The organism is Bacteroides sp. OM05-10AA, from assembly GCF_003439055.1.
Classification (GTDB): Bacteria; Bacteroidota; Bacteroidia; order Bacteroidales; family Bacteroidaceae; genus Bacteroides; species Bacteroides intestinigallinarum.
Window position 1 is genome coordinate 216,565 of record NZ_QSUR01000004.1, and the last position, 25,944, is coordinate 242,508.

The window sequence follows — 25,944 nt, forward strand, 5'->3', positions numbered from 1 at the left end:
AGAATACTATCATTTGTTGATGTCATAAACAGTGTTATATGAAAAAAAGTCTTTTGTTAGTCGCCCTTTCTGTTTGTTTGTTGCCACTTTGGGGACAACAGAATTTCTCCCGGATAGATTCGCTTATCAAGAAGATGCTCCCCGAAGCATCCGAAGTCGGCATATCCGTCTACGACCTGACGGCTAAGAAATCGCTTTATAACTATCGTGCGGAGAAACTTTCCCGTCCTGCTTCTACCATGAAGCTGCTGACGGCCATTACCGCACTCTCCCGCCCCGAAGCCAACGAGCCTTTCCGCACGGAAGTATGGCACGATGGCGTGATAGAACATGATACCTTGCAAGGCAACCTGTATGTGGTAGGCGGATTCGATCCGGAATTTGACAGCCAGTCGATGGACTCATTGATAGAAGAGGTAATCACTTTTCCTTTTTCGGTCATTAACGGACAGGTATATGGTGACGTCTCAATGAAAGACTCCCTTTATTGGGGCAGCGGATGGGCCTGGGACGATACGCCTGCGGGCTATCAGCCGTATCTCTCTCCATTGATGTTCTGCAAAGGGACTGTCCAGGTTTCCGTGGTTCCCTCCACCGTGCAGGGCGATGCGGCAAGTGTTTCCTGCCAACCTGTATCTTCCTATTATACAGTGACGAATCAGACGAAAACACGCACCTCTTCTGCCGGGAAATTCTCTTTCACGAGAGACTGGCTGACGAATGGAAACAATCTCCTTGTTTCGGGTAATGTCACTTCGATCCGGAAAGATGATGTCAACATCTACGATTCCCCCCGTTTCTTTATGCACACTTTCCTGGAACGCCTTCGTGGGAAAGGAATCACGACTCCCCAGTCGTATGGCTTTGCCGAATTGCCTCGCGACAGTGTGAGAGTAGAGCGTATGGCTTGCTGGAACACTTCTGTGCAGAAAGTGCTGAACCAACTGATGAAAGAGAGTGATAACCTCAATGCGGAAGCATTTCTCTGTCGCCTGGGAGCGCAGGCTACGGGAAAGAAGCAAGTAGCTGCCGAAGATGGCATTGTCGAAATAATGAATCTGATCCGCGGCCTGGGGCATGATCCGAAAGACTATAAGATTGCCGACGGTTGCGGACTGTCCAATTATAATTACCTCTCTCCTGCCCTGCTGGTCGACTTCCTAAAATATGCGTACTCGCAAACAGAAGTGTTTCAGATGTTATATAAATCACTTCCCGTTGGCGGGGTGGACGGAACTTTAAAATTCCGGATGAAAGGTACTCCTGCTTTCCGGAATGTTCATGCCAAAACAGGCTCGTTTACGGCAATAAATGCGCTTGCAGGCTATCTGAAGATGAAGAACGGGCATGAAGTGGCATTTGCTATTATGAACCAGAATGTGCTTTCGGCTGCTAAAGCGAGAGCGTTTCAGGATAAGGTGTGTGAGGTGATTATCGGGAAATAGGCTAATATTGATGCATCAGTCCGAACAACAAGAGTGGAATCTCGTTGTTGAATCCAATTTCTATGTTGTCAAGGGGAGGTATCTATTCTCCATGGAGGGCTTATTGATTCTTCTACAAAAAGATAATTGTATTCTCTAATAAGCAAAAATCGTTGGATTTTGTTTACCAGAGAATACAATTATACTTGTTTTGAATCGAATACTGTAAATTCTAGATTCTATTTACTTTGAGTATTCAGCCCAATTGGTATTCTTCATATCGCCACTCTTAGCCAACTCTGCGTGCATACCCAGTGCAGCGTGTATAGCGTGCGGAGTCTGCGCTCTGTTACCTGCCAGTTTGAGGTAATCCCAAAGAAGCTCTTTGTAGTCAGGATGTGCACAGTTTTCGATGATGGCTTGTGCGCGTTCTTTCGGGCTCTTGCCACGAAGATCGGCAACACCTTGCTCGGTGATAACGATGTTTACAGAGTGCTCGCTGTGGTCGAGGTGAGAAACCATCGGCACGATTGCACTGATCTTACCTTCTTTTGCCACAGACGGACAAGTGAAGATAGAGATGTAAGCGTTGCGGGTAAAGTCGCCCGAACCACCGATACCGTTCATCATTTTAGTTCCGGAGATATGAGTTGAGTTTACGTTTCCGTACAGGTCAACTTCGATGGCTGTATTGATAGAAATGATACCGAGACGGCGAACCACTTCCGGGTTGTTGGAAATTTCCGACGGACGGAGAACCAGTTTATCGCGGAAGAAATCCATATCGTTGTAAATGCCTTCCAGACAGTCGTTTGTAACAGTCAGTGAGCAGGCGCTACCAAATTTGATACGTCCTTCGCGAATCAATCCGATCACGGAATTCTGGATAACCTCTGTGTACATCTCAAATGCAGGAATCGTTTTGTCACGTCCCAATGCACCGAGTACAGCGTTGGCGATGTTTCCTACACCCGATTGCAAAGGCAAGAAACTAGACGGGATGATACCGCGTTTCATGTCGGCAGCAAGGAAGTCGGCAACATTCTGCCCGATTTTGTCGGTCAACGGATCAGCAGCAGCGAAAGAACGCGCTTCATCCGGCCAATTGGTTTCCACTACGCCTATAATCTTTTTCGGGTCTACCTGAACGTAAGGCAGTCCGATACGGTCACTCGGTTTGTAGATCGGTATTTCGCGGCGGTAAGGCGGGTCGAGCGGTTCGTATACGTCGTGCATACCCATACCGGACTTGCTGTGTGCGCTGTTCAACTCCACGATAATCTGGTCGGCAAGACGGCAGATAGTCGGCGAAATACCACCGGCGGCAGTCAGATAAATCTTTCCGTCGGGAGTCACTTCGCAGGCTTCGATGATGGCTACGTTCACTTTGCCCATGAACCCGTAGCGTACTTCCTGTGCCATTTGTGAGAGGTGTATGTCGTTGTAGGCAATCTCTCCGTTGTTCACAGCTTTGCGGAAGTCGGCGTTGGTAGTATAAGGAGCGCGGTAGCGGATGGCTTTGGCACGTGACAGTACACCGTCACAGGATTCCCCTGTTGATGCGCCTGTGAAAATTCCTACTTGAAACGGGTTTCCTTTCGCATGTTCTGCTTCAGCAATTTTTGCGAGTTCGGCTGTTACAGCCTTGGCCGTTCCGGCGGGAGTAAATCCGCTTAGGCCGATGTTATAGCCATGTTTGATTAGGCTTGCAGCTTCCGCTGCCGAAATACGATTGAATGACATAAAATAGTAAATTTCGTGTTAAAAAACAGTTGATAAATTATGGTTAGTTATTGCTCAATGCTCTTAGCTCAATGTTCTTATAACCAATGTGTAATATTTAATCTTCTCTGATATATTTAGTGCATTTGGCAATGCTTTCATTTCTCCTTTTCTAATACTTTCGTTGAAGTATTTCTCCCCAGATAATAGCGCGTCGGGCTTCTTCTGCCGAATGAATCGTGAAGTCTTGTTCGTTGGGTGATTCGTGAGGAGTGTTATAGTGAGAGCCTTGCCTGGTATTTCGCTCATCCTGTGCGGCACTGTTTGCCAAGGATGCAGCGACGGATACTTCTTCTTTTTTCTTTTTGGATTTCGACGCTGGTTGTGCAACCGGTTTCGATATTGGTTTCGCAGCCGGTTTGGCTACGGTTGGCTCGTAAGAAGATGCGGGTGGGAACAATTCGTCGAGCGATTTGCCTCTGCCCCATGCTTCGGGCATAGGAACGACATCCGGATCTATTTCTGTGGGAGATGACATTGGGGGAACAGGGCGTTTATTTTGAGCCTTTTTCGACTTGCTATTTTTATTCACCTCTTTGAATATTCCCACAAGAATGACACCTGCTATCAAGAGAAATTTCAAAAAATCTTCCATTGTGCTTCACTTCTAAATAGTTATCCGCCAAAGGTAGGCATTTTATCTGGTTTGAACTAACATTTGGGTATGAAAAAAGGGCAGCTTCACAGCTCCCCTTAATTTTTTTAACCTAAACCTTAACTATGAAAAAATCTAATGTTTCTTTCATTGCACAAATGTGAAAAATAAATTTAAATTTGCCAAGCATATCGCCTAAAAATGTTTATTCCCTTAACATTAATTACAAATTTGCTTGCCAAATCATAAGTTTTTGCGTTATTTTGATATCAATTCACTACTTATTGAAAGCGAAGCCGTATCTTTGCATCCGAATTTTTAAACTAAGATTTGAGTATGAACGAATTAACGGGAGCGGACTTTAAATCCGCAACTGAAATGAATGATGACAACAAAAAGTTGTTTATCGAAACCTATGGCTGCCAGATGAACGTAGCCGACAGTGAGGTGATTGCCTCGGTGATGCAAATGGCGGGTTATTCCGTAGCCGAAACGCTGGAGGAAGCCGATGCCGTGTTTATGAATACTTGTTCCATCCGCGACAATGCGGAGCAAAAGATTCTGAATCGCCTGGAGTTTTTCCACTCGCTAAAGAAAAAGAAAAAGCACCTGATTGTAGGTGTATTGGGCTGTATGGCCGAACGGGTAAAGGATGATCTGATAACGAATCATCATGTCGACCTCGTTGTGGGGCCGGATGCTTACCTGACGTTGCCCGACCTGATTGCTGCCGTAGAAACCGGTGAAAAAGCAATCAATGTGGAACTTTCTACTACCGAGACTTATCGGGATGTGATTCCGTCGCGTATCTGCGGCAATCATATTTCGGGTTTTGTATCCATCATGCGTGGCTGCAATAACTTCTGCACCTATTGCATTGTGCCCTATACTCGTGGACGCGAGCGTAGCCGTGACGTAGAAAGCATCCTGAATGAAGTGGCAGACCTCGTGGCGAAAGGCTATAAGGAAGTCACCTTGTTGGGGCAGAACGTCAACTCTTACCGTTTTGAAAGACCGACAGGCGAAGTGGTTACTTTCCCGATGTTGCTCCGAACAGTGGCTGAAGCTGCTCCGGGAGTGCGTATTCGTTTCACAACTTCCCATCCGAAAGACATGAGCGATGAGACGTTGGAAGTAATTGCGCAAGTCCCCAATGTGTGTAAACATATCCATCTGCCTGTGCAGAGCGGCAGTTCGCGTATTCTGAAACTGATGAACCGTAAATATACCCGTGAGTGGTATCTGGACCGGGTGGCAGCTATCAAACGTATCATCCCTGATTGCGGATTGACTACCGATATTTTCTCCGGTTTTCATTCTGAAACGGAAGAGGATCATGCCTTGTCACTTTCGCTGATGGAAGAATGTGGATACGATGCTGCTTTCATGTTTAAATACTCCGAACGTCCGGGAACGTATGCATCGAAGCATCTCGAAGATAATGTGTCCGAAGAGGTGAAAGTGCGCCGCCTGAACGAAATTATCGCTTTGCAGAACCGTCTGTCTGCCGAATCCAACCAGCGTTGCATCGGTAAAACGTATGAAGTGCTTGTAGAAGGAGTTTCCAAGCGTTCGCGCGACCAGCTGTTCGGCCGTACGGAGCAGAACCGTGTGGTGGTGTTCGACAGAGGTACGCACCGTGTAGGTGATTTTGTCAACGTGCGTGTCACGGAAGCCAGTTCGGCTACGCTGAAAGGGGAAGAGGTCGTTTCAAATTAGTTCGCAAGAGAATTTTAAGATCGAACAAATATTGCACGAATTAGCAGATTATTTCATTTAATGTGCTTCTTACGGCTTACTATATTTCTCATTGCAGAGGACGCAAAAAACGCAGAGGTATTATTTTCTTTAATCTCTGTGTCTTTTGTGTCCTCTGTGTTTTTTTCGTCTTTTTGGCTCTCTTTTACGATGAGATTTACATCATCATGTGCCTCCTGATGGAGAACTTCACAATCGCCATTGCATTGATGGACGCAAATGGAATGTCCATCGGTTCGTGGTGTGTATTGTAACTCACCAGTTTGAGATAGCCCTCCTTATCGGAACGGTTCACGTATTTCACTGCCAGATACTCGTCTCCGTCAATCATAAACGACACCAGATATATTTCCCCGTAAATGACATTATCGAAGCTGCTGATTTCTTTATATCCGATAATGTCTCCCGATTTCAATATAGGATACATGCTGTCTCCGTTGACGTAGACTGCTCCGTCGCAGACGGAAATATTCGGAATTAATATCTTTCCCAGTGCATATTGCTTTTTGTTGGTGAACAATGTTTTCAGGTTTGCAGCTGCCGTAATATCGTATAATGTCACGCTGCGGTCGTCTATTGGTTCGGGTGTTTTCGGATTGTGTATAATCTCGACTTCTCCCTGCACCAGTTCGCTTTCGCAATATCTTGACTGGTGTTTCGGATTTCCCTTTCCCAATAATAGCCAATTGTAGTCCACCTTGTCCCCGAATTTATCGAGTAACAGGCGGAAGTCAATGCTATTTCGTGCACCCCAATTGGATACTGTAGCGCGTGAGACGCCTAAATATTCAGCTAATTCGCTGTCGTTCTTGAAGTTTAGCGCCTGTTTGGCACGCTTCACTATTCCTGTAACATCCAAAAATGTATCCATTCTATTATCGTTTATTTTTGATGTAAAAATTCATAAACTCGTTAATTGCTCATTGATAATTTGTTATCTACTTTTTTAAAGTTAATTCTCAAAATCATTTGTTTTCTTTGTGAAAACTGTTTTATCTTTGTAGCAACGAAATCACAAAGATGTTTCAAAATTATAAATTTTAAATAGAAAAACCATGAGAAACCGCAAAAAGTTTACGAAAGGTTGCAAAATACCTCATTCACCCCCTTTTTAAGGAAGCCGTGCCGGACGGGCGGAAGTAATATTGAGCCCGCTTACACCATCTATATATCTTGCGTCTAGCATCTATATACCCAATGTGCAGCCGATATATCTCCAATATACAGCAACTATATGTCCTGCGCGCAAGCGATATATCTCTAATATACACACGAATATTTAAATATGAAAATTGTAAAAACGGAAAGCAGTATGGAAACCATTATGAATCAATCTCTACACATCTGCGGATGTTGCAAGCGTAAGCTCCCACAGAAAGCCTTTTATATGAATCAGCGTACCCGGGCTTCAGATAATTACTGCAAGGAATGCCGTAAGGCAAACACGCGCAGACATCGCAATCAGGATAAAAATATATCATTTGAAAACAAACCTCTTTCTTATCCGGTAATAACCGAGGTAAAGGACTACGCTTTGCGGATGCTCCTTATCCGTCATGCCCGTCAGGTGGTGGCGGACAGTATTCGCCGGAAGCAGGAAAAGGAAAAACTACACGCACTATGGGAAGAATAAAACAGGGGTTGGATTATTTCCCCATGAGCACCAGTTTCATGCACGACCGCGTGGTGCGTCGTGTCATGAAGCGGGAAGGTGATGCTGCTTTTGCCACATTGGTAGAAACGCTGTCGTACATCTATGCCGGAAAAGGATATTATATCTCTGCCGGTGATGAATTTTACGATGAACTGACGGACAGCCTTTACAATACGGATATGGATGATGTGAAACGTATCATCGCCCTGTCCGTGGAATGTGGTCTGTTTGATGCCGGGCTTTTCCGCCAATACGGCATCCTGACTTCCGCCGATATCCAACGGCAGTATCTCTTTATCACCAAGCGTCGTAGCAGTTCGTTGATAGAGCCGGACTACTGCCTGTTGGAAGCGGAAGAGCTTGCATCGTACCACCCTTCTCAAAGTAGCAAAAATAGCGCGGATGATACTGATAACAAAACAGTCGATGCTGTAACATCAACTGCTGATTCTGTAACATCAAACACCGGTTCTGCAACATCGGAAGCCGAAATGTCGACATTGGGTACACAAAACAAAGAAAAACAAATTAAAACAAAGGAAAACAAATTAAACCACCTCTCTGACTCTCCTCAAGGAGAGGATAGAGGAGGAAAAATCTTGAAAAGAAGGAAGGTGATGACACAGGAAGACATCGACAACCTGCAACCACCGTCCGACGGCACGCAGCGTAACTTCGAGGGACTGCTGGAGAACCTTCACTCTTACAAGATTCCGCCTTCCGAGCAATATGCCATTATCCTGAAAAGCAACTTCGGAGCTATCGGAAACCCGGTGTGGAAGGGATTCAGCAACATTCGCGGGAGCAATGGAAAAATCAAATTGCCGGGACATTACCTTTTGAGCGTAATTAATTAATTTATGAACGCACTTTGAAAAAATGATTGGGTCAGTCTGAATAATACCCGTATCTTTACAGTGTCATTAAGCTTAAGGACAACACTAAACTAATTTATTAACACGTAAAAACTATTACAATTATGCCAGTATTGTACAAACCCTTCCAGTCCGTTCTGGAAGACAAGAACAAAAAGAAATTATTTCATCCCCGTGTGATATACACGGCCAATGTGTCAACCACCCAACTCGCCAAAGAGATAGCCGCTTACTCGTCTCTCTCCACCGGTGACGTGAAGAATACACTCGATAATCTGGTGACAGTGGCTGCCCAGCATCTGCAAGCATCGGAAAGTGTAACGCTCGACGGCTTCGGGACTTTCCGTATGGTGATGAAGTCCAACGGCAAAGGGGTGGAACTGCCGGAAAAAGTATCGGCTGCCCAGGCTTCCCTTACCGTCCGTTTCCTGCCCAACTATACCAAGAATCCTGATCGTACCACCGCTACCCGCTCTTTGGTGACAGGTGCCAAGTGTGTCCGTTTCGACCTTGCCGATACTTCGGCTTCGGGTGGCGGAAATGGCGGTGAACCCGATGACGGTGGTGGTTCCGGCGGCAGTGGAGAAGCACCGGATCCGGCAGCATAGTCTGTCTGTATGACGCAACACAAACACGAATGGCTGACTAAACGGAACTTTTTAACTAGACTAGTAAACTAATTATCCACTAACATGCGAATTATTAATTTAATCGTGGTGCACTGCAGCGCCACGCGGGGGGATTGTACGCTCTCTCCGGAAGATTTGGACCGGCTGCACCGACGTCGCGGATTCAACGGAACAGGCTATCACTACTACATCCGCAAGGATGGAACAGTGCACCTCACCCGCCCCATCGAACGTGTCGGAGCGCACGCAAAAGGTTTCAATGCTCATTCAATAGGTATCTGCTATGAGGGTGGTCTGGACTGCCGGGGACGCCCGGCAGATACCCGGACCCCGGCACAGCGGGCCACGCTCCGGCAACTCGTCGGGCAACTACAGGAGAAATTTCCCGGCTGCCGGGTATGCGGACACCGGGATCTTTCACCGGACTTGAACGGAAACGGCGAGATAGAACCGGAAGAGTGGATTAAATCGTGCCCGTGTTTTGAGGTGGCGAAGGAATTCAAGGAACTTGAGGAGTTTGCTATCAAAACGGAAAACACGGAAGAACACAGAGTAACACAACACATTAAAGAACAGAAAGGAGGTAAATGATGGCAATGAAGAAATCAGTATGGGATATGATCCTTAAGGTGGTTATCGCAGTGGCTTCGGCTTTGGCTGGCGTTTTGGGTGCTAACGCGATGAATCTGTAAGTCTTTCAATAGTCTTATAATTCTGCAGATTCCTAGGTTTGGAGTCTGCAGAATTTCAAACCCATATTTCAACACGGACTAAGATCCAATTTAAATACCATTCCTTAGTTTTAACCATTTATATAACAAAAATAAAATATGAAACGATTAATTTTTATACTATCATTTTTCGCTGCACTCTTTCCTTTTACGGCACGTGCAGCTTCCACACTTCCATACGTTACACCTTCTGTCCCCACTTCTCCCCAGGCGGCAGCCTTTAAGATGTATGGAGATGTAGCCGTGAATCCAGCCATGGGAGTGCCCGACATATCTATTCCCTTGTTCGACATTGACCATCACGGCTATCGATTGCCTTTGAGCTTAAAATACAATCCGGCTCCGTTCCATCCCGGCTACAACTATGACGTGTTCGGCCGTGGCTGGGCATTATCTATCAGCAGTTGCATCTCGCGAAGCATAGAATGCATGCCCGATGAACTTACAGACTTTAAACTGGATACCGACAAGTTTGGAGAGTCATACCGGAACTTAACGGAAGAATACTTGAACACGTTGAATCTAAAATCCGACCTCTTTACCGCTACCCTTCCTGATGGTAGTTCCTTCGAATTCGTTATCAGAAAAAACTATGACGGCAAAATCGAATATGTTGTTTCAGGTGGACGTGATGTGAAGATAACCCATGCTACTAGGGATAGGAAGATTATATCTTTTAAAGTGGTAGATGAACAGGGTGTTGAGTATGCTTTCACCGGTGCCGATACCACCTTTAGAGGAACGGGTTGTACGATTACTCCCTACAACACCACTTATGTGTCTTGGCAGCTCACCTCTATCCGTCTGCCTCATTCCTCGGAACTTATTACTTTTGATTATGACAAGAGTATTCATTCTGATTTTGGGTATCAGCAGGCAGAGCCGGCAGTACGTTTCCATCATTTTTATGAGTTTAAGTGCAGTTCAGACGTATTTGACGTCACTTTTCATACTTATACACGGCAGCATGCATATCAGATGAAGCTTCTGACTTCCGTCACTTATGGTACTACCACCATCCGCATCAATTATAATGACGGTACAAATAGTGAATGTTATAATTATGCCCAAAGTGTCAGTATAAAAGACGGAGATAGACTTGTGCGAACTATCAACTTGGAACAGCACCAGGGGACTTTGCAATCTAACAGTTTATCAAAGTCGCCTTTCAGCATGCTTGACAGCGTCACTCTACTTGGCGGTAATGATGGATTATCCGAGACCTACCGGTGTGAATATACATCTTCGTATGCCAGCTTTGGTGGGACAGACCATTGGGGCAACCTGAATTTTCGCAGCAACAATTATGACGTGGCCTATATGAATCTGTTTGTGGGCTTTGATGTGTCCAGAGCCGCTACCACTTCTTATGTAACAGACGTACCAAAAGACGAAAATGATTTGTCTCCTTTGGATAAAGTGAAACTTTCTAATGTGCCCTACAATTCACGTAAACCTGCCGGTCCTGAAAGCCATTGTTTGCTTCGCAAACTAACTTATCCGACAGGGGGCTACACAGAGTTTGACTTTGAGAACCACAAGTTCTTCTCATTCACTGATAACGACGGAGACTATATTCACGATAAAAAAAGACGCGTGAAAGCCGAAGCTACAGGTTTTAGGATTCGTGAAATCGTCAACTATACGGCAGAAGGTGTACGGAGTGATTCCAAGCGCTACTGTTATGGGAAAACCGAATACGATGCAAATGGCGGTATAGGCGACCGTTATTACCATACAGGCGCAGGTGAACCAACCCTCGATCCTACGATTCAGACTTATATGAACTACCAATCGACCGACCTTCCGATGTCGGTATTGAACATGGTTCTGGGGCTTGATCCGGATGGGAAATATCGCTCCTTCAAATCCAATCCTTTCATGAGTTATAGTCCGTCAGCAGGATATCCTGTTTACACCTGGGAGTGGGAATGTACGTTCAGTGCGTTCAATTTCCAGCGGCTTCTGAACGGTCGTCCCGCAGTGGTCTATCCCGAAGTTACGGTCTATTATTTAAAGGATGGTGCAACTCAATTTACTCCCGAAAATTGCAATGGTAAGACTGTCTATGAGTATGACATCTACGAAGAAATGCAAAATGACACAGCCTTTTTCGAGAAACCGCAGTACTATGGCAATGTGCTCTCGTATGAAGGAGAGAAATATCGCTATAATCTATTAAAAGAACAGACTGACTACATGAGCGACGGACGGGAATATAAACTGAAGCGACGCGAATCACTGATTTGGCGTTCCGGTGGCTCGCCGGTGATAGGCTGGGAATATTCCAATTCCTATGGAACCCCATTTTTTGTCCCTATAAATGCTGTTCTTGGTAGTTTCTATACTTCTACCTGTCAGATGCTTGGACACTCACTTCTATATGAACGTAAGGTAACCGCTTATGACGAATCGGAAATAGGTATTCCAAATACAGAGCACTACAGCTACCTCTCCGGTAACCGGATGCAATGGAAAGAACGGAATGCATGGGGAGTGCATCGAGAGACCAATTGGGAATACCCGGCTCTCGCACGAACTGGTATAACCCCGGATATTGTTCGCAAAATGGTGGAAAAGCACATACTTAACCCCGTGTTGACAGAGAAACAAAGCAATGACGACGGCTATAGACGTGAATTCGGAGAGTTTCCTACAGAAAGTGGGGATACACTGATATTGCCTGCCCGACTTTATCAGGCACCTTACTTTCAGAATATACTCCATAGCGAAGTTCTTGCCTACTCTTCCAACGGAAATCCCCGTGAAGTAGTTTCTAAGGATAAGCTACATACAGTCTACCTATGGGGATATAGTGATCGCTATCTTATTGCCGAAATCAAGAATGCCACTCTGGCACAGGTGGAAACCGCCGTACTCTCCGTCTTTGGCACGACATCCTCCGCATTGGCAAAGAGCACTGCTCCTGATTCCGCCAAGCTAAAGGCATTGCGTAACCATACGTCTCTCTCGGAAGCACATATTACCACTTTTACTCATCTTCCGTTGGTGGGTGTTACCTCGATCTCCGATCCTACAGGGAAGACTTCGTATTACGACTACGATGGACTGGGGCGCCTGAAGGTGAATTACTATTATGAAGGTAACGTTGTGGAGGAAAGCAAGAGACGCGTCGTGCAGGAATATGATTATCATTACCGTAACCAATAAACAAAATATGTACAAACTTATGAAACGAATATATTTACTTCTTTCGCTCTTATTGTGCTCTCTTTTATGCATGTCGCAGGTGAGCACCTCACAGAACTATATCAGCACACGTACTTACACCTCGCCCGACCATAGCGGTTGCCGTGAACAGGTGGTATACTTTGACGGCCTGGGCCGTTCCTCACAAATGGTAGATTGCGGCATTACGCCCGACGGGAAAGATCTTGTCTCATTACAAGAGTATGACGATCAGGGACGCAAGTTACGAACCTGGCTTCCTGCCAAATCACTGGGAAATGGCAATTACATGACTATCTCTTCCTTACAAAGTGGTGCAAGCTCATTAGCAGGCGGTGATGCACATCCATACCTACAGACCACGTATGAAGCCTCTCCCTTGAACAGGCCGGTTGCACAGCATGGGGTGGGTGAGGCATGGGCAGAGCATCCTGTAAGCTACCAATACATCACTCGCGATCCCCGGTCCTTTTCTTGGCTTTATTATAAAATTCCCTCCGGTAATTTCCTGGGGGTCTGTACTACCGATGAAGACGGGAATCCGACCTATGAATTTAAAGATGGTTTAGGACGTACAATTCTAGCGGGACGCATGGACGGTTCTGATCCCTATTTCGTTTATTATGAATATGACAACCACGATGATTTGGTGAATGTTTATCCGCCCTTTGTTACTTACCCCAAAATGGATGAGCCCGAAGGACCTTTTGCTACGCAGAGTAGTTATTCCTACCGCTATGATTTCCTGCACCGCTGTGTTTACAAGAAACTGCCGGAGTGTGATGTCATCTATTACATTTACGATCATGGCGACCACCAGGTGCTTTCGCAGGACGGCGAGCAACGTGTTCGTGGAGAATGGGCTTTCTCCCTTAGCGATGAATTAAATCGTCCGGTACTCACGGGTATTTGCCACAATTCTTATTATTACGATGACTTTCCGTTGTGCGAAACCGATGTGAAAGCACGACGGGATGATACAGGCACTGCCTTTCATGGCTATATTCTCGAGAATATCCCGATGACGGATCCTGTAGTGTATACAGTGAACTACTACGATGACTACTCTTTCATCGGCAAACATGGAGTACCCACATCTCTGAATTATGTCACACCTCCATCGGGCTATGGAATCTGCTATACGGAAAGCAGCAAAGGATTGTTGACAGGAACAGTTACAGCACGCATGGACGCTACCGGTGTGACCGGATATGATTATGCCGCTTTCTACTACGACGAGCGTGGACGCATCATCCAAAGCCGGACGACGAATCACATGGGAGGCATAGAGGAAGAATATGTCGCCTACAACTTTACGGGAGAACCCCTGAAGCGACAACATGCCCATACAGCTACAGGAAAGAGCACGCAGACGGAAGTCTGTATGTACGAGTATGACCACGCAGGACGCCTTTTAAAGACGAAGCATAAACTGGATACGAATGATGAAGTGACTCTCGTTGAAAACACCTATGATGACTTGGGTCGAATCAAGAGCAGCAAACGCCATGGCAACTCTGCTCTTACAACGGACTATACCTATAATGTCCGTTCATGGATCAAGACACTGGCTACCGACACGCTGTTCACCCAGACGTTGCATTACAATGACTCATACGGCGGAAGCACGCCTTACTACAACGGCAACATATCCGGCATGAGTTGGAAAGCCGCAGGTGACACCGGAATGCATGGATACCGCTTCAGCTACGACGGATTGTCACGGTTGACCGCTGCGGGGTATTTGTGGAATGGAGCTCCCAGCGCAAATTATAACACCTCCTACACGTATAACAGGCAGAGTAACCTGACTTCACTCCGTCGTAACGGACGCACAGGCGCTTCCTTCTACGGCTTGATTGACGACCTGACGTTCACTCTGGATGGCAACTGGCTGACACGTGTGGATGATGCCGCCACATCGTCGGCTTACAACGACGGGTTTGAGTTCAAGGATGCCGTGAAGCAGGACAATGAATACACCTATGACAAGAATGGCAACATGACCAAAGATTTAAACAAAAATATTACTGATATTCAATATAATTGTTTAAATTCGCCAAGTAAAGTCACGTTCAAGGATGGCAGTACCATTACTTATACGTATGCATTGAACGGAGCGAAGCTGCGCACAGTGCACACAATAGGCAACACTACCACCACAACGGACTATTGCGGAAATGTGATCTATGAAAATGGTGTACAGAAACTATTACTGACTGATGCCGGTCATGTTACGTTGTCCGACAAGAAGTATCATTACTACTTGCAGGATCATCAGGGAAACAATCGCGTAGTTGTCGACCAGACGGGGCAAAAGGAGGAGGTAAACCATTATTATCCTTTCGGAGGCACGTTTGCTTCAGCAGAGAAGAGTATTCAGCCTTATAAGTATAATGGTAAAGAAATTGATACCAAGAATGGGTTGAATTGGTATGATTATGGGGCAAGACAGTATGATGCTGCGATTGGAAGGTGGCATGCGGTGGATCCGATGGCGGAAATGTATTACAGTTGGTCACCGTATGTATATTGTGTAAATAGTCCCACAAATTATGTTGATCCAACAGGATGTTTTTCAACTAAATTTGGAGCATGGTTATATAAACTGTTTAATGGCGGGGATCAAATTTTAAAGGATAAAGGTGGAGAGTATTTTGTAAGTACTCAGGTAGAACATTCTGGTGATGAGATTGGGGCTACAGTAAATCGAAGATTTGATTGGAATGGCAGAAATACTGGTAGGAATCTGGCAGTTGAAAAACAATGGGATGTATATATTGCAGATACTAAATTTCAAGAGCTTTGCGCAACTCATGGAATGGAATATGTGAGAACGGAAAATCAATCAGATGCTGTTGCAGGGATGTTACAACCTGCAATGCAAACAATTATACCAGTTCCGTTTATTAAATCAGGAAATGCATTAATAAATGCAGTACGTGGACAAAAAAATGTAACGACTCCTGTTATTCGATTTGGTGGTAATGCAAATCAGGTATATCACACTTTTCGGCATACAGACGCTTTAGGCTTGGACAGATCATTAGTGCAGTCAATGATACGAACTCATTTTGAAACTGTTTCTTCACAAGTAGTAGTGGGTAGGCCTTTTAATCAGGTTATTAGAATAGGTGGTCGAAATATACAGTATACAGCTTTTAAGCTTTCTGATGGTACATTTAATATAGGAAGAATACATGAAATTTTATAGAATACCGACTAAGCAAGAGGAGCAACTTATTGAACTACTTGTTCATAAGTCCTCTTTAAAAATGTCTGAAGATTGGAAAAATGGATTATTAGTATGTCCAATGGATGATGGGGAAATGGGTGGTTTATATTTGTTTCCACAGGGGAAAATAATTGAAAGTAGAAAATTTGGTAAACAAGTTAGTGAATTTCAATTTAAGGATATTGATGGAGTTGAGGTTATCGCATCCTTAAATGTGGATGTTGATGGGATCCTGTTTGAGCTCGAAATATGGAAAACAAATTTTGAAAAACTTGTAAAATTGCCTGATTTATAAATTGATTACTACCTTGACATGATATAGAAATATTCTTAGGTGTCAGGGTAGTTTTTTTATATTATTGTTCGATAAAACTGATAGTGTCTTACTCTGATACGAATTGATCAAATATGTTTAACTTGTGTCAGGGCATTACTGATGTTTTATATATACGACGCTCGCAACCGTCAAATAGACAAAGATTTGAATAAAAGATAATTGCTATTCAATATAATTATTTAAATTCGCCAAGTAAAGTCACATTCAAGGATGGTAGTACTATTGCTTATACGTATGCAGTGAACGGCACGAAGCTTCGCACAGTGCACAAGATAGGAGACACTACCACCACAACGGACTATTGCGGAAATGTGATCTATGAGAATGGTGTACAGAAGTTGTTATTCACAGATGTCGGTCATGTTACGTTGTCCGACAAGAAGTATCACTACTACTTGCAGGATCATCAGGGAAACAATCGGGTAGTTGTGGATCAAACGGGGCAAAAGGAAGAGGTAAACCATTACTATCCGTTCGGAGGCACGTTTGCTTCAGCAGAAAAGAGTATTCAGCCTTATAAGTATAATGGAAAAGAGCTGGATACAAAGAACGGATTGAATTGGTATGACTATGGGGCAAGACAGTATGACGTAGCGATTGGAAGGTGGAATGCGGTGGATCCATCAAGTGAGAAGTATTACAATTGGAGTCCATATGGCTACTGTAAGAATAATCCAGTGTTGAGAATAGATATTGATGGAAAAGATGATTATACAGTAAACAGTGCAGGTAGGCTTTCAGAACTGTTGTAGAAGGTTCTCTGATGATAGATTGATGAGCACTAGATCAGGCGTTAAACCGATAACTGTGAATGATAAAAAAATACTTTCTGGAATGTATAATATGCAAGATGGTAAATCAGGAGGTCTTGAAACTTATAATTCAACATCAAGCCTTGAGGATGCAGCTGCAGTTTTCAAATTTGGAGCTGACAACACTTCTGTTGAATGGAAATTGGATATATATAATGATAAGGGAGATAAAACGGCTCTTATCGGAACTTCGGGTAGAGAAGATAGTGTATTCTCTGATAAACAGAGTGAATTGAATGTAAAAGGAGATAAAGTGATAGATATGCATTCACATCCATATAATACCCAAGCTTCTGACCAAGACATGAAAAATTTGAAAATAAAGACAGGTGCTGTTTATCACAGGGATAGTAAAGTGTTATTCTTCTACAATAGTGAAAATGCACGTATTGGGAATAATGAATATAAAATAGATACGAGTAAAACGTTATTAGATAAGTTGAATGATAAATTTATGAAGTAATGAGGACTGCGTTTCTAAATTTGATATTATTATTTGTTATAGTAGGCTGTAAACAGCCTACTATAAACAAAGTTCAGCAAGCGGTGAAAACGCAAGCCAAATTGCTTGTGGATAGTGGCTTGATATGTAGTATTATATGAGTTGGCTATTAATGATTCCAATCATATATACAGTATTCAAGCAGCTGATTGTCCGGCAGATTTAAAATTTGAATATCCTTCAAAGATCATTAAGTACAAGGATAAGTATCTCTGTTTTATAGAATTGGATGAGACACCGATGTCTGCAAAGGAAATGATAGAGGCATCTGGTTATTCGGGCAATCTTGTGGTAGAAGGAGGCGGGGGAAAGAGTTGGCTTTTGGTTGTTTCCAAACTTGGAGAGAAGAAAATATTGATAGATACTTCATTGCTTGGGGGATGGGGCACATATTTTAATATAACGGAATTGTGGCCCTATTTTTCGGGATATGTGAAAGGATGCCCAGTACAGATGGGGATTATGTCTCATGATGTTGAGTTGAGCGATTCCTATTTTAGTTGTAATGTGGATAGTATAAAACGGAATTTGCTTTGGAATGAAAACCAGAATACTACAATGATAAAGAACGTATATGGACAAATGTATCTGAAAAACAATACAGATTCCGTTATTTGTCTATCGTCAAATACAAAAAAACATTATGTCATCGCACATGGTCAGGATAGCCTTTATTTGTCGCTTTGTGATTCTTTACCCATTACCTTAGCACCGAATGAAAAGAAAATTTTAGAATATAAAAGCCTGTCTCACCAAGATGAGTTCTTTAAAAATCTTACGTTGAAAGAAGATCCTTGGGAATATTTCTATAATCTATTTTGCAGATCAACATACAGTCTTATAAATGTAAATGGAAAAGATTCCCAAACAAAAGTGATGTTCCATGATATTGATAATTATGGATTTAATGTTTCTATGACGTTTCCTAGTGTTCATTTTCAGATATTAAACCGCGGTATATATGATAAGAAGTATGGGGAAATGTCGAGATTCAGATTTTGGTCTGATAAATGGGATGCTATGAGTAATACTGATAAGCAGAGGTTATCAGATGATGCAGATGAAAGATTTCAAAGAAACGTGAATTAGGTAAAGAATAATAGTAAGTAAATGAATCTCTTGTCTATAGTAGATAGCACGAAGCTCCGCGCTGTCTTATCCTGATATGGAGTTAGAAATTATTCTGTGTTAGGGTATCTTTTTATTTGCTTTTACATAAATACAGAAAGGATATGCGCTTGATATTTCAGCTAGCCTAATTGTAGATACTGATGTCTTAATTGGTTTATCTATTAAAAGTCCTTAACGAAAGCCCATTACATCACTTTTTATTTGTTTCTTTGCACCAAATTCGGGTATAGTGTTGTCTTGTCATTCGAGGCAGCACTTAATTTTGCTTAGAAACTAATGGAGAAACTCAGTATAAATGCTTGTCCGGTGTGTGGCGGTACGCACTTGAAACGCGTCATGACTTGTACGGATTTTTATGCTTCGGGCGAACAGTTTGAACTGCATTCGTGTGAGGACTGTGGATTTACATTCACACAAGGAGTTCCCGTGGAAGCAGAGATAGGCAAGTATTATGAGACTCCCGACTACATCTCCCACACTGATACGCGCAAGGGCGCGATGAATAATATCTACCATTACGTACGTTCTTATATGCTGGGCCGCAAAGCGCGTCTGGTAGCTAAGGAAGCGCATCGCAAGACGGGGCGTTTGCTTGATATAGGTACGGGAACCGGCTATTTTTCCGATACAATGGTTCGTCGGGGATGGAAAGTAGAGGCAGTGGAGAAAAGTCCGCAGGCACGTGAGTTTGCAAAAACACATTTCGAACTGGATGTAAAGCCCGAATCGGCTCTGAAAGAGTTTGCTCCTGCTAGTTTTGATGTCATCACTCTCTGGCATGTGATGGAGCATCTCGAATCTTTGAATGAGACTTGGGAGACGCTTCGCGAACTGCTGACAGAAAAAGGAGTATTGATTGTGGCAGTACCTAACTGCTCTTCTTATGATGCCAAGCGCTACGGTGAGTATTGGGCGGCTTATGACGTTCCCCGTCATCTTTGGCATTTCACTCCGGGCACTATACAACAGTTGGCTTCCCGCCATGGTTTTATTATGGCGGCACGTCATCCGATGCCGTTCGATGCGTTTTACGTATCTATGTTGAGCGAGAAACATCGTGGCAGTTCATGCAGTTTCCTGAAAGGGATGTTTGCCGGGACGTTGGCCTGGTTCAATGCTTTGGGAAGGAAAGAACGCAGCAGTTCAATGATTTATGTATTCCGAAAAAAGAGATAACGCATGGGAAATCAAAACAAATATAAGTCAAGTTCGATTTTCGACATGCAGTTCATCACGTCGAGTATCAGTACGACACTGGTATTGCTGTTGCTGGGACTGGTTGTCTTTTTCGTATTGACGGCGCACAATCTTTCCGTATATGTCCGCGAGAATATCAGTTTCTCCGTTCTTATCAGTGACGACATGAAAGAAGCGGATATACTGAAACTTCAGAAGAAGCTGAATCAGGAACCTTTCGTGAAACAATCCGAATATATCTCTAAAAAACAAGCATTGAAAGAACAGACGGAAGCAATGGGAACAGATCCGGAAGAATTCCTGGGCTATAACCCTTTTACCGCTTCCATCGAAATCAAACTCCATTCTGACTATGCCAACTCGGACAGCATTGCGAAGATAGAGAAATTGATTAAAAAGAACACCAACATACAAGATGTGCTCTATCGAAAGGAGTTGATTGACGCCGTGAATGATAACATTCGAAATATCAGTCTGGTACTGCTTGCCTTGGCAGTAGTGCTTACTTTTATCTCTTTTGCCTTGATAAACAATACCATAAGACTGGCTATTTATTCCAAACGCTTCCTCATTCACACCATGAAACTGGTAGGGGCGAGTTGGGGATTCATCCGGGGGCCATTCCTTCGAAAGAATGTATGGAGCGGGATATTGGCAGCCATCGTTGCCGATTCCATATTGATGGGGACCGCTTATTGGGCCGTGACGTACGAACAGGAATTACTTCAGGTCATCACGCCTGAAGTCATGTTGATAGTCTGTGCAAGCGTATTGGCGTTTGGAATTGTAATAACGTGGCTATGCGCCTATTTCTCCATGAATAAATACCTGAGAATGAAAGCAAACAGCCTGTACTATATTTAGCGGATGGCGAATGGCTGACGGCAAACCTGTGTTTGCGTGTGATTAGCATCAGTAACAACCGACTGATAGAGTAAGGGAATGATTGAAATTAGTAATTTGTAATTAAATAAACTATGTCTGACAAGCAGAAATTTGCCTTTGATAAAGTGAACTTTATCTTGCTCGCAATAGGGATGGCGATTGTTATTATCGGCTTTCTATTGATGACGGGACCTACATCGTCCGAAACGCTTTTTGAACCCGATATTTTCAGTGTACGCAGAATCAAGGTGGCGCCGGTCGTTTGCCTGTTTGGCTTTGTATCTATGATTTATGCAGTATTACGCAAACCTAAAACACAAAAAATAGAAGAATAAAGATGGGGGATTTAACAACATTTGAGACGATTATTATTGCTATTGTAGAAGGGTTGACAGAGTTCCTACCGGTTTCTTCTACAGGACACATGATTATTACACAAAACATACTAGGGGTAGAAAGTACAGAATTTGTAAAAGCGTTTACTGTAATTATTCAGTTTGGCGCAATTCTTTCAGTTGTCTGCCTTTACTGGAAACGTTTTTTCCGGTTGAATCACACACCGGCTCCTGCAGGCGCTTCTGCTTTGAAGTGTTTTTTGCATAAATTCGATTTTTATTGGAAGCTGTTGGTTGCCTTTATTCCTGCTGCAATTTTGGGTTTCCTGTTTAGCGATAAGATAGACGAGATGCTGGAAAGTGTAGCGATAGTGGCAGTGATGCTGGTAATCGGTGGTATATTCATGCTGTTTTGTGATAAGATTTTCTCGAAAGGAAGCGAAGATACTGTGCTGACAGAAAAAAAGGCATTCAATATCGGTTTGTTTCAATGTATTGCAATGATACCGGGAGTATCCCGTTCGATGGCTACCATTGTCGGAGGTATGGCCCAGAAGCTGACTCGTAAGGATGCTGCCGAATTTTCATTCTTTCTTGCCGTGCCAACTATGTTTGCGGCAACCGGTTACAAGGTGTTGAAACTCTTCCTGGATGGTGGAACCGAGATTCTTGTCAACAACATGCCGGCACTTATTATCGGTAATGTGGTGGCTTTTGTCGTTGCTTTGCTAGCTATCAAGTTCTTTATTAGCTTTGTTACGAAATATGGCTTTAAAGCATTTGGATGGTACAGAATTATTGTTGGCGGAACCATTCTGGTAATGCTGCTGCTTGGATACAACTTAGAAATTGGCTGATGAATTTTAAAAAAGGAGAAGTACTGTTTTTCAATAAACCTTTCGGATGGACTTCATTTAAGGTAGTAGGGCATGCCCGCTATCATATTTGCCGCCGGATAGGAGTGAAAAAACTAAAAGTCGGCCATGCCGGAACACTGGACCCGCTTGCAACAGGGGTGATGATTTTATGCACAGGCAAGGCAACCAAACGAATAGAAGAGTTTCAATTTCATACGAAGGAGTACGTCGCAACGCTGCGTTTGGGTGCCACTACTCCGTCATACGATTTGGAACATGAAATAGATGCCACCTACCCTACCGAACATATCACGAGGGAACTGGTGGAAGAAGTGCTGACGCACTTTATCGGTGCCATCGATCAGGTACCTCCTGCCTTCTCTGCCTGTATGGTAGACGGTAAGCGTGCTTACGAACTGGCCCGGAAAGGAGAGGAAGTCGAACTAAAAGCAAAACAGCTTGTTATCGACGAGATTGAATTGCTGGAATGTCGACTGGATGATCCGGAACCGATGATTCAAATCCGTGTCGTATGCAGCAAAGGAACCTATATCCGTGCCCTGGCCCGCGACATCGGCGAAGCACTCCATAGCGGAGCTCACCTGACAGGATTGATCCGCACCCGTGTAGGTGATGTCCGGTTGGAAGACTGCCTGAATCCTGAACACTTTAAAGAGTGGATCGACGGACAGGAGATAGAAAATGAGGAAGAAAATAATTAACGTAATAAGGAATAGATATGAAATTATCACAATTCAAATTTAAGTTACCCGAGGATAAGATCGCTCTACATCCTATGAAATATAGGGATGAGTCGCGTTTGATGGTATTGCATCGTAATACAGGTAAGATTGAGCACAAGATGTTCAAAGATGTGTTGGACTACTTTGATGATAAAGATGTGTTTATATTCAATGATACGAAGGTGTTTCCTGCCCGCTTGTACGGTAACAAGGAGAAGACAGGTGCTCGTATCGAGGTATTCTTGTTGCGTGAGTTGAATGAAGAACTTCGTTTGTGGGACGTATTGGTTGATCCGGCACGTAAGATACGTATCGGTAACAAGCTATATTTCGGTCCGGACGATTCAATGGTGGCTGAAGTGATTGATAACACCACTTCTCGCGGACGTACGCTCCGTTTCCTTTACGACGGACCTCATGACGAGTTCAAAAAGGCACTGTATTCTCTGGGTGAAACTCCACTCCCCCACTCTATTATCAACCGTCCTGTAGAACCGGAAGATGCTGAACGCTTCCAGTCTATTTTTGCAAAGAATGAAGGTGCGGTGACTGCTCCGACTGCTAGTTTGCACTTCAGCCGTGAGTTGATGAAACGTCTGGAGATCAAAGGTATAGACTTTGCATATATCACTCTGCACGCTGGTCTGGGTAACTTCCGTGACATTGACGTGGAGGACTTGACGAAGCATAAGATGGATTCGGAACAAATGTTTGTAAACGAAATGGCGGTGAAAACCGTGAATCGTGCCAAAGATAACGGTAGAAATGTATGTGCGGTAGGTACGACAGTGATGCGTGCTATTGAAAGTGCAGTCAGCACCGACGGACATCTCAAGGAATTTGAAGGATGGACTAACAAGTTTATCTTCCCTCCGTATGAATTTACCGTAGCCAATTCAATGATTTCCAATTTCCACATGCCGCTTTCTACCTTACTGATGATTGTAGCTGCTTTTGGTGGTTATGACCAGGTGATGGATGCTTATCATGTAGCATTGAAAGAAGGTTATCGTTTCGGCACGTATGGAGATGCAATGCTGATTTTGGACAAATAATGGCAAAAGTTTATCTGGGACTCGGCACTAACCTTGGGGATAAAGAACAAAATCTTCGGGATGCCGTGCAAAAAATAGAAGAGCAGGTAGGGAAAATCGTTTCCCTGTCTGCTTTTCACATAACTGCCCCTTGGGGATTTTCTTCCGATAACAGTTTCCTGAATGCAGCGGTTTGTGTAGATACCGAATTGGCTCCCATAGACGTTTTACAGAGAACGCAGGCGATTGAACAGGAATTGGGGCGTACGAAGAAATCCGTCAACGGCATATATAGCGACCGCCTGATTGATATTGACCTGTTGCTTTATGATGATTTGATACTTTCCACCACTTCTCCTTCAGGAGCAAAGTTAATCCTCCCCCATCCGTTGATGGCAGAACGTGACTTCGTCATGAAACCACTGGCGGAAATTGCTCCCGGATTAGTGCATCCGGTACTTGGAAAAACGATGAAGGAGCTTACTTCTTCTTTTTCTCCGCAATAAACACCGGTAAATAGGCAATGCATCCTATCAATACTGCATACAGCAAATGAATCTCCTGAAACGGCTTATCGATGAAATGGCAGACAATGGCATAGATGGCAATCGTGAAGCCTATATAAAGAGCCAGCACCAAAAGCGTTTTTAATTTCTTATTTAGAATCATTATAAATCTATTTATGTGTTAAATACAGGGCAAAGATACTCATTATCTCCGAAATCTCTTTATCTTTGTACCCGAAATGAAAGTGTGGACAGATTTGAGTAGCTTGCAACCACGGAAAAAAATGCTAAAACACGTCTGATTGACGCCTTTCGGTTTATCCTTTGCAGCACTCGCCTCTCCTACTCTCTCTCATTTTTTAATTTTCAATTTTTAATTCTTAATTTAAAAAGATGGGATACTTATTTACATCCGAATCGGTGTCAGAAGGACACCCCGACAAGGTAGCCGATCAAATATCGGATGCCGTGCTTGACAAACTGTTGGCTTACGACCCCAGTTCGAAAGTAGCTTGCGAAACACTAGTGACTACCGGACAAGTGGTGCTAGCGGGTGAAGTGAAAACTAAAGCGTACGTTGACCTCCAGCTCATCGCGCGCGAAGTGATTAAGAAAATCGGTTATACCAAAGGAGAGTACATGTTCGAAAGTAACTCTTGTGGCGTACTTTCCGCTATTCATGAGCAAAGTCCCGATATCAACCGTGGTGTAGAGCGTCAGGACCCGATGGAACAGGGTGCAGGCGACCAGGGTATGATGTTTGGTTACGCTACCAATGAAACGGAAAACTACATGCCGCTTTCTCTTGATCTGGCACACCGCATTCTGCAAGTGCTGGCCGACATTCGTCGTGAAGGAAAGGTGATGACTTACCTCCGCCCCGATGCCAAAAGCCAGGTTACTATTGAATATGATGATAACGGAACTCCTGTTCGCATCGATACAATCGTTGTTTCTACGCAACATGATGACTTTATCCAACCGGAAGATGATTCTCAAGCTGCCCAGCTGAAAGCTGACGAAGAAATGCTGTCTATCATCCGCCGTGATGTGATCGAGATTCTGATGCCTCGTGTCATTGCTTCTATCCATCACGATAAAGTGTTGGCGCTGTTCAATGATAAAATCATTTATCATGTGAATCCTACGGGCAAGTTCGTAATTGGTGGTCCTCACGGAGATACCGGTTTGACAGGTCGTAAGATTATCGTTGATACTTATGGTGGTAAAGGTGCTCACGGTGGTGGTGCTTTTTCCGGAAAAGATCCTAGCAAGGTAGACCGTAGCGCAGCTTATGCAGCACGCCATATCGCTAAGAATATGGTAGCGGCAGGCGTAGCAGATGAAATGCTTGTGCAGGTGAGCTATGCTATCGGTGTGGCTCGTCCGATCAATATCTTTGTAGATACTTATGGCCGTTCCCACGTCAACATGACGGATGGTGAGATTGCCCGCGTTATCGACCAGTTGTTCGATCTACGCCCGAAAGCAATCGAAGAACGTCTGAAGCTTCGTAATCCTATTTATCAGGAAACAGCTGCTTACGGTCACATGGGACGTGAACCGCAAGTGATAACGAAGAAATTCTTCTCTCGCTACGAAGGGGACAAAACTGTGGAAGTGGAACTCTTTACATGGGAGAAACTCGACTACGTAGATAAAATCAAGGCTGCTTTTGGTCTGTAAAATAGCTTGAAAGCGAGCTTAGCTCATTAGGTAAGAGCCACAATCTC

At 43.9% G+C, this 25,944-nt stretch carries 23 protein-coding genes and 1 pseudogene; 20 read left to right on the plus strand and 4 right to left on the minus strand.

The features are described 5' to 3' along the window. Positions 1 to 38 precede the first annotated feature (38 nt). Entirely contained in the window at positions 39 to 1,445 is a 1,407-nt protein-coding gene (gene dacB / locus DXB58_RS04780; RefSeq protein WP_122136075.1) for a D-alanyl-D-alanine carboxypeptidase/D-alanyl-D-alanine-endopeptidase, read from the plus strand. A gap of 222 nt (positions 1,446 to 1,667) precedes the next feature. Here the strand turns inward: dacB and DXB58_RS04785 are convergent, their stop codons facing one another. Together DXB58_RS04785 and DXB58_RS04790 are read right to left on the minus strand one after the other, a co-directional pair. Next, positions 1,668 to 3,167 (minus strand): acetyl-CoA hydrolase/transferase family protein, encoded by a 1,500-nt coding sequence (locus DXB58_RS04785; RefSeq protein ID WP_122136076.1) that lies wholly within the window; start codon positions 3,165 to 3,167, stop codon positions 1,668 to 1,670. A 151-nt stretch (positions 3,168 to 3,318) separates the two neighbouring features. Beyond that, the gene (locus DXB58_RS04790; protein ID WP_009001353.1) at positions 3,319 to 3,801 is read right to left on the minus strand and encodes a hypothetical protein; all 483 of its coding nucleotides are present in this window, start codon (positions 3,799 to 3,801) and stop codon (positions 3,319 to 3,321) included. A gap of 336 nt (positions 3,802 to 4,137) precedes the next feature. Between DXB58_RS04790 and miaB the strand changes: the two genes are divergently transcribed. Next, the gene (gene miaB / locus DXB58_RS04795; RefSeq protein WP_009001354.1) at positions 4,138 to 5,520 is read left to right on the plus strand and encodes a tRNA (N6-isopentenyl adenosine(37)-C2)-methylthiotransferase MiaB; all 1,383 of its coding nucleotides are present in this window, start codon (positions 4,138 to 4,140) and stop codon (positions 5,518 to 5,520) included. Between the two features lie 196 nt (positions 5,521 to 5,716). Here the strand turns inward: miaB and DXB58_RS04800 are convergent, their stop codons facing one another. Next, positions 5,717 to 6,430: a helix-turn-helix domain-containing protein gene (locus tag DXB58_RS04800; protein WP_122136077.1), complete on the minus strand. Its 714-nt coding sequence runs from the start codon at positions 6,428 to 6,430 to the stop codon at positions 5,717 to 5,719. 441 nt (positions 6,431 to 6,871) lie between these two features. Here DXB58_RS04800 and DXB58_RS04805 point away from each other — a divergent pair, with 441 nt between their 5' ends. The 17 genes and pseudogenes from DXB58_RS04805 (at position 6,872) to folK (ending at position 24,211) form a co-directional block, all read left to right on the plus strand. After that, positions 6,872 to 7,192 carry a hypothetical protein gene (locus tag DXB58_RS04805; protein ID WP_122136119.1) on the plus strand — a complete coding sequence of 107 codons (321 nt, stop codon included), beginning with the start codon at positions 6,872 to 6,874 and terminating at the stop codon, positions 7,190 to 7,192. Next, positions 7,180 to 8,070, plus strand: a complete 891-nt coding sequence (locus tag DXB58_RS04810; RefSeq protein ID WP_122136078.1) for a DUF4373 domain-containing protein — start codon at positions 7,180 to 7,182, stop codon at positions 8,068 to 8,070. Before DXB58_RS04805 ends, DXB58_RS04810 begins: the two co-directional genes overlap by 13 nt. Before the next feature lie 122 nt (positions 8,071 to 8,192). Further along, positions 8,193 to 8,696, plus strand: coding sequence for an HU family DNA-binding protein (locus DXB58_RS04815; protein ID WP_122136079.1), 504 nt, complete (start codon positions 8,193 to 8,195; stop codon positions 8,694 to 8,696). Between the two features lie 84 nt (positions 8,697 to 8,780). Next, positions 8,781 to 9,308, plus strand: coding sequence for an N-acetylmuramoyl-L-alanine amidase (locus DXB58_RS04820; RefSeq protein WP_122136080.1), 528 nt, complete (start codon positions 8,781 to 8,783; stop codon positions 9,306 to 9,308). A 5-nt stretch (positions 9,309 to 9,313) separates the two neighbouring features. Next, positions 9,314 to 9,409: a smalltalk protein gene (locus DXB58_RS27660; protein WP_005681936.1), complete on the plus strand. Its 96-nt coding sequence runs from the start codon at positions 9,314 to 9,316 to the stop codon at positions 9,407 to 9,409. 138 nt (positions 9,410 to 9,547) lie between these two features. Beyond that, positions 9,548 to 12,619 (plus strand): hypothetical protein, encoded by a 3,072-nt coding sequence (locus DXB58_RS04825; RefSeq protein ID WP_122136081.1) that lies wholly within the window; start codon positions 9,548 to 9,550, stop codon positions 12,617 to 12,619. Positions 12,620 to 12,638: 19 nt separating this feature from the next. Further along, entirely contained in the window at positions 12,639 to 15,851 is a 3,213-nt protein-coding gene (locus tag DXB58_RS04830; RefSeq protein WP_369907068.1) for an RHS repeat domain-containing protein, read from the plus strand. After that, positions 15,838 to 16,167, plus strand: coding sequence for a hypothetical protein (locus tag DXB58_RS04835; RefSeq protein ID WP_122136082.1), 330 nt, complete (start codon positions 15,838 to 15,840; stop codon positions 16,165 to 16,167). Before DXB58_RS04830 ends, DXB58_RS04835 begins: the two co-directional genes overlap by 14 nt. A gap of 174 nt (positions 16,168 to 16,341) precedes the next feature. After that, positions 16,342 to 17,484, plus strand: a pseudogene (locus DXB58_RS28405) (RHS repeat-associated core domain-containing protein); the annotation flags it as partial. A 141-nt stretch (positions 17,485 to 17,625) separates the two neighbouring features. After that, positions 17,626 to 18,612, plus strand: coding sequence for an Imm65 family immunity protein (locus tag DXB58_RS04845; RefSeq protein ID WP_233527234.1), 987 nt, complete (start codon positions 17,626 to 17,628; stop codon positions 18,610 to 18,612). 318 nt (positions 18,613 to 18,930) lie between these two features. Further along, positions 18,931 to 19,830: a methyltransferase domain-containing protein gene (locus DXB58_RS04850; RefSeq protein WP_009001364.1), complete on the plus strand. Its 900-nt coding sequence runs from the start codon at positions 18,931 to 18,933 to the stop codon at positions 19,828 to 19,830. A gap of 3 nt (positions 19,831 to 19,833) precedes the next feature. Next, on the plus strand, positions 19,834 to 20,715 hold the full coding sequence (locus tag DXB58_RS04855) for an ABC transporter permease (protein WP_122136083.1): 882 nt from the start codon (positions 19,834 to 19,836) through the stop codon (positions 20,713 to 20,715). A 113-nt stretch (positions 20,716 to 20,828) separates the two neighbouring features. Beyond that, positions 20,829 to 21,071: a DUF3098 domain-containing protein gene (locus tag DXB58_RS04860; RefSeq protein WP_117933405.1), complete on the plus strand. Its 243-nt coding sequence runs from the start codon at positions 20,829 to 20,831 to the stop codon at positions 21,069 to 21,071. Positions 21,072 to 21,073: 2 nt separating this feature from the next. Continuing rightward, positions 21,074 to 21,928, plus strand: a complete 855-nt coding sequence (locus DXB58_RS04865; RefSeq protein WP_004322592.1) for an undecaprenyl-diphosphate phosphatase — start codon at positions 21,074 to 21,076, stop codon at positions 21,926 to 21,928. Then, a complete protein-coding gene (gene truB / locus DXB58_RS04870) occupies positions 21,928 to 22,650 on the plus strand; it encodes a tRNA pseudouridine(55) synthase TruB (RefSeq protein WP_117933407.1) in 723 nt (240 codons plus the stop codon). Before DXB58_RS04865 ends, truB begins: the two co-directional genes overlap by 1 nt. A gap of 17 nt (positions 22,651 to 22,667) precedes the next feature. After that, complete coding sequence (gene queA / locus DXB58_RS04875) at positions 22,668 to 23,726, plus strand: tRNA preQ1(34) S-adenosylmethionine ribosyltransferase-isomerase QueA (protein WP_004302895.1); 1,059 nt, start codon at positions 22,668 to 22,670, stop codon at positions 23,724 to 23,726. Further along, positions 23,726 to 24,211: a 2-amino-4-hydroxy-6-hydroxymethyldihydropteridine diphosphokinase gene (gene folK, locus DXB58_RS04880; protein ID WP_117933409.1), complete on the plus strand. Its 486-nt coding sequence runs from the start codon at positions 23,726 to 23,728 to the stop codon at positions 24,209 to 24,211. Before queA ends, folK begins: the two co-directional genes overlap by 1 nt. On the opposite strand, the gene DXB58_RS04885 is transcribed toward folK, so the two are convergent. Continuing rightward, positions 24,186 to 24,374: a hypothetical protein gene (locus DXB58_RS04885; RefSeq protein ID WP_004302899.1), complete on the minus strand. Its 189-nt coding sequence runs from the start codon at positions 24,372 to 24,374 to the stop codon at positions 24,186 to 24,188. The two genes, folK and DXB58_RS04885, sit on opposite strands and share 26 nt — an antisense overlap. A 230-nt stretch (positions 24,375 to 24,604) precedes the next feature. On the opposite strand from DXB58_RS04885, the gene metK reads away from it, so the two are divergent. Further along, positions 24,605 to 25,897, plus strand: a complete 1,293-nt coding sequence (gene metK, locus DXB58_RS04890; RefSeq protein WP_008023738.1) for a methionine adenosyltransferase — start codon at positions 24,605 to 24,607, stop codon at positions 25,895 to 25,897. Positions 25,898 to 25,944 lie beyond the last annotated feature (47 nt).

Excerpts from the sequence above, each read along its gene's own strand:
- DXB58_RS27660 (WP_005681936.1), top strand. The coding sequence starts at position 9,314 with ATGAAGAAATCAGTATGGGATATGATCCTTAAGGTGGTTATCGCAGTG.
- dacB (WP_122136075.1), top strand. The coding sequence starts at position 39 with ATGAAAAAAAGTCTTTTGTTAGTCGCCCTTTCTGTTTGTTTGTTGCCA.
- DXB58_RS04885 (WP_004302899.1), bottom strand. The coding sequence starts at position 24,374 with ATGATTCTAAATAAGAAATTAAAAACGCTTTTGGTGCTGGCTCTTTAT.
- DXB58_RS04790 (WP_009001353.1), bottom strand. The coding sequence starts at position 3,801 with ATGGAAGATTTTTTGAAATTTCTCTTGATAGCAGGTGTCATTCTTGTG.
- DXB58_RS04800 (WP_122136077.1), bottom strand. The coding sequence starts at position 6,430 with ATGGATACATTTTTGGATGTTACAGGAATAGTGAAGCGTGCCAAACAG.
- metK (WP_008023738.1), top strand. The coding sequence starts at position 24,605 with ATGGGATACTTATTTACATCCGAATCGGTGTCAGAAGGACACCCCGAC.
- DXB58_RS04805 (WP_122136119.1), top strand. The coding sequence starts at position 6,872 with ATGGAAACCATTATGAATCAATCTCTACACATCTGCGGATGTTGCAAG.
- DXB58_RS04850 (WP_009001364.1), top strand. The coding sequence starts at position 18,931 with ATGGAGAAACTCAGTATAAATGCTTGTCCGGTGTGTGGCGGTACGCAC.
- DXB58_RS04820 (WP_122136080.1), top strand. The coding sequence starts at position 8,781 with ATGCGAATTATTAATTTAATCGTGGTGCACTGCAGCGCCACGCGGGGG.
- DXB58_RS04860 (WP_117933405.1), top strand. The coding sequence starts at position 20,829 with ATGTCTGACAAGCAGAAATTTGCCTTTGATAAAGTGAACTTTATCTTG.
- DXB58_RS04825 (WP_122136081.1), top strand. The coding sequence starts at position 9,548 with ATGAAACGATTAATTTTTATACTATCATTTTTCGCTGCACTCTTTCCT.
- DXB58_RS04865 (WP_004322592.1), top strand. The coding sequence starts at position 21,074 with ATGGGGGATTTAACAACATTTGAGACGATTATTATTGCTATTGTAGAA.
- DXB58_RS04785 (WP_122136076.1), bottom strand. The coding sequence starts at position 3,167 with ATGTCATTCAATCGTATTTCGGCAGCGGAAGCTGCAAGCCTAATCAAA.
- DXB58_RS04855 (WP_122136083.1), top strand. The coding sequence starts at position 19,834 with ATGGGAAATCAAAACAAATATAAGTCAAGTTCGATTTTCGACATGCAG.
- DXB58_RS04835 (WP_122136082.1), top strand. The coding sequence starts at position 15,838 with ATGAAATTTTATAGAATACCGACTAAGCAAGAGGAGCAACTTATTGAA.
- truB (WP_117933407.1), top strand. The coding sequence starts at position 21,928 with ATGAATTTTAAAAAAGGAGAAGTACTGTTTTTCAATAAACCTTTCGGA.
- folK (WP_117933409.1), top strand. The coding sequence starts at position 23,726 with ATGGCAAAAGTTTATCTGGGACTCGGCACTAACCTTGGGGATAAAGAA.
- queA (WP_004302895.1), top strand. The coding sequence starts at position 22,668 with ATGAAATTATCACAATTCAAATTTAAGTTACCCGAGGATAAGATCGCT.
- DXB58_RS04810 (WP_122136078.1), top strand. The coding sequence starts at position 7,180 with ATGGGAAGAATAAAACAGGGGTTGGATTATTTCCCCATGAGCACCAGT.
- miaB (WP_009001354.1), top strand. The coding sequence starts at position 4,138 with ATGAACGAATTAACGGGAGCGGACTTTAAATCCGCAACTGAAATGAAT.
- DXB58_RS04830 (WP_369907068.1), top strand. The coding sequence starts at position 12,639 with ATGAAACGAATATATTTACTTCTTTCGCTCTTATTGTGCTCTCTTTTA.
- DXB58_RS04815 (WP_122136079.1), top strand. The coding sequence starts at position 8,193 with ATGCCAGTATTGTACAAACCCTTCCAGTCCGTTCTGGAAGACAAGAAC.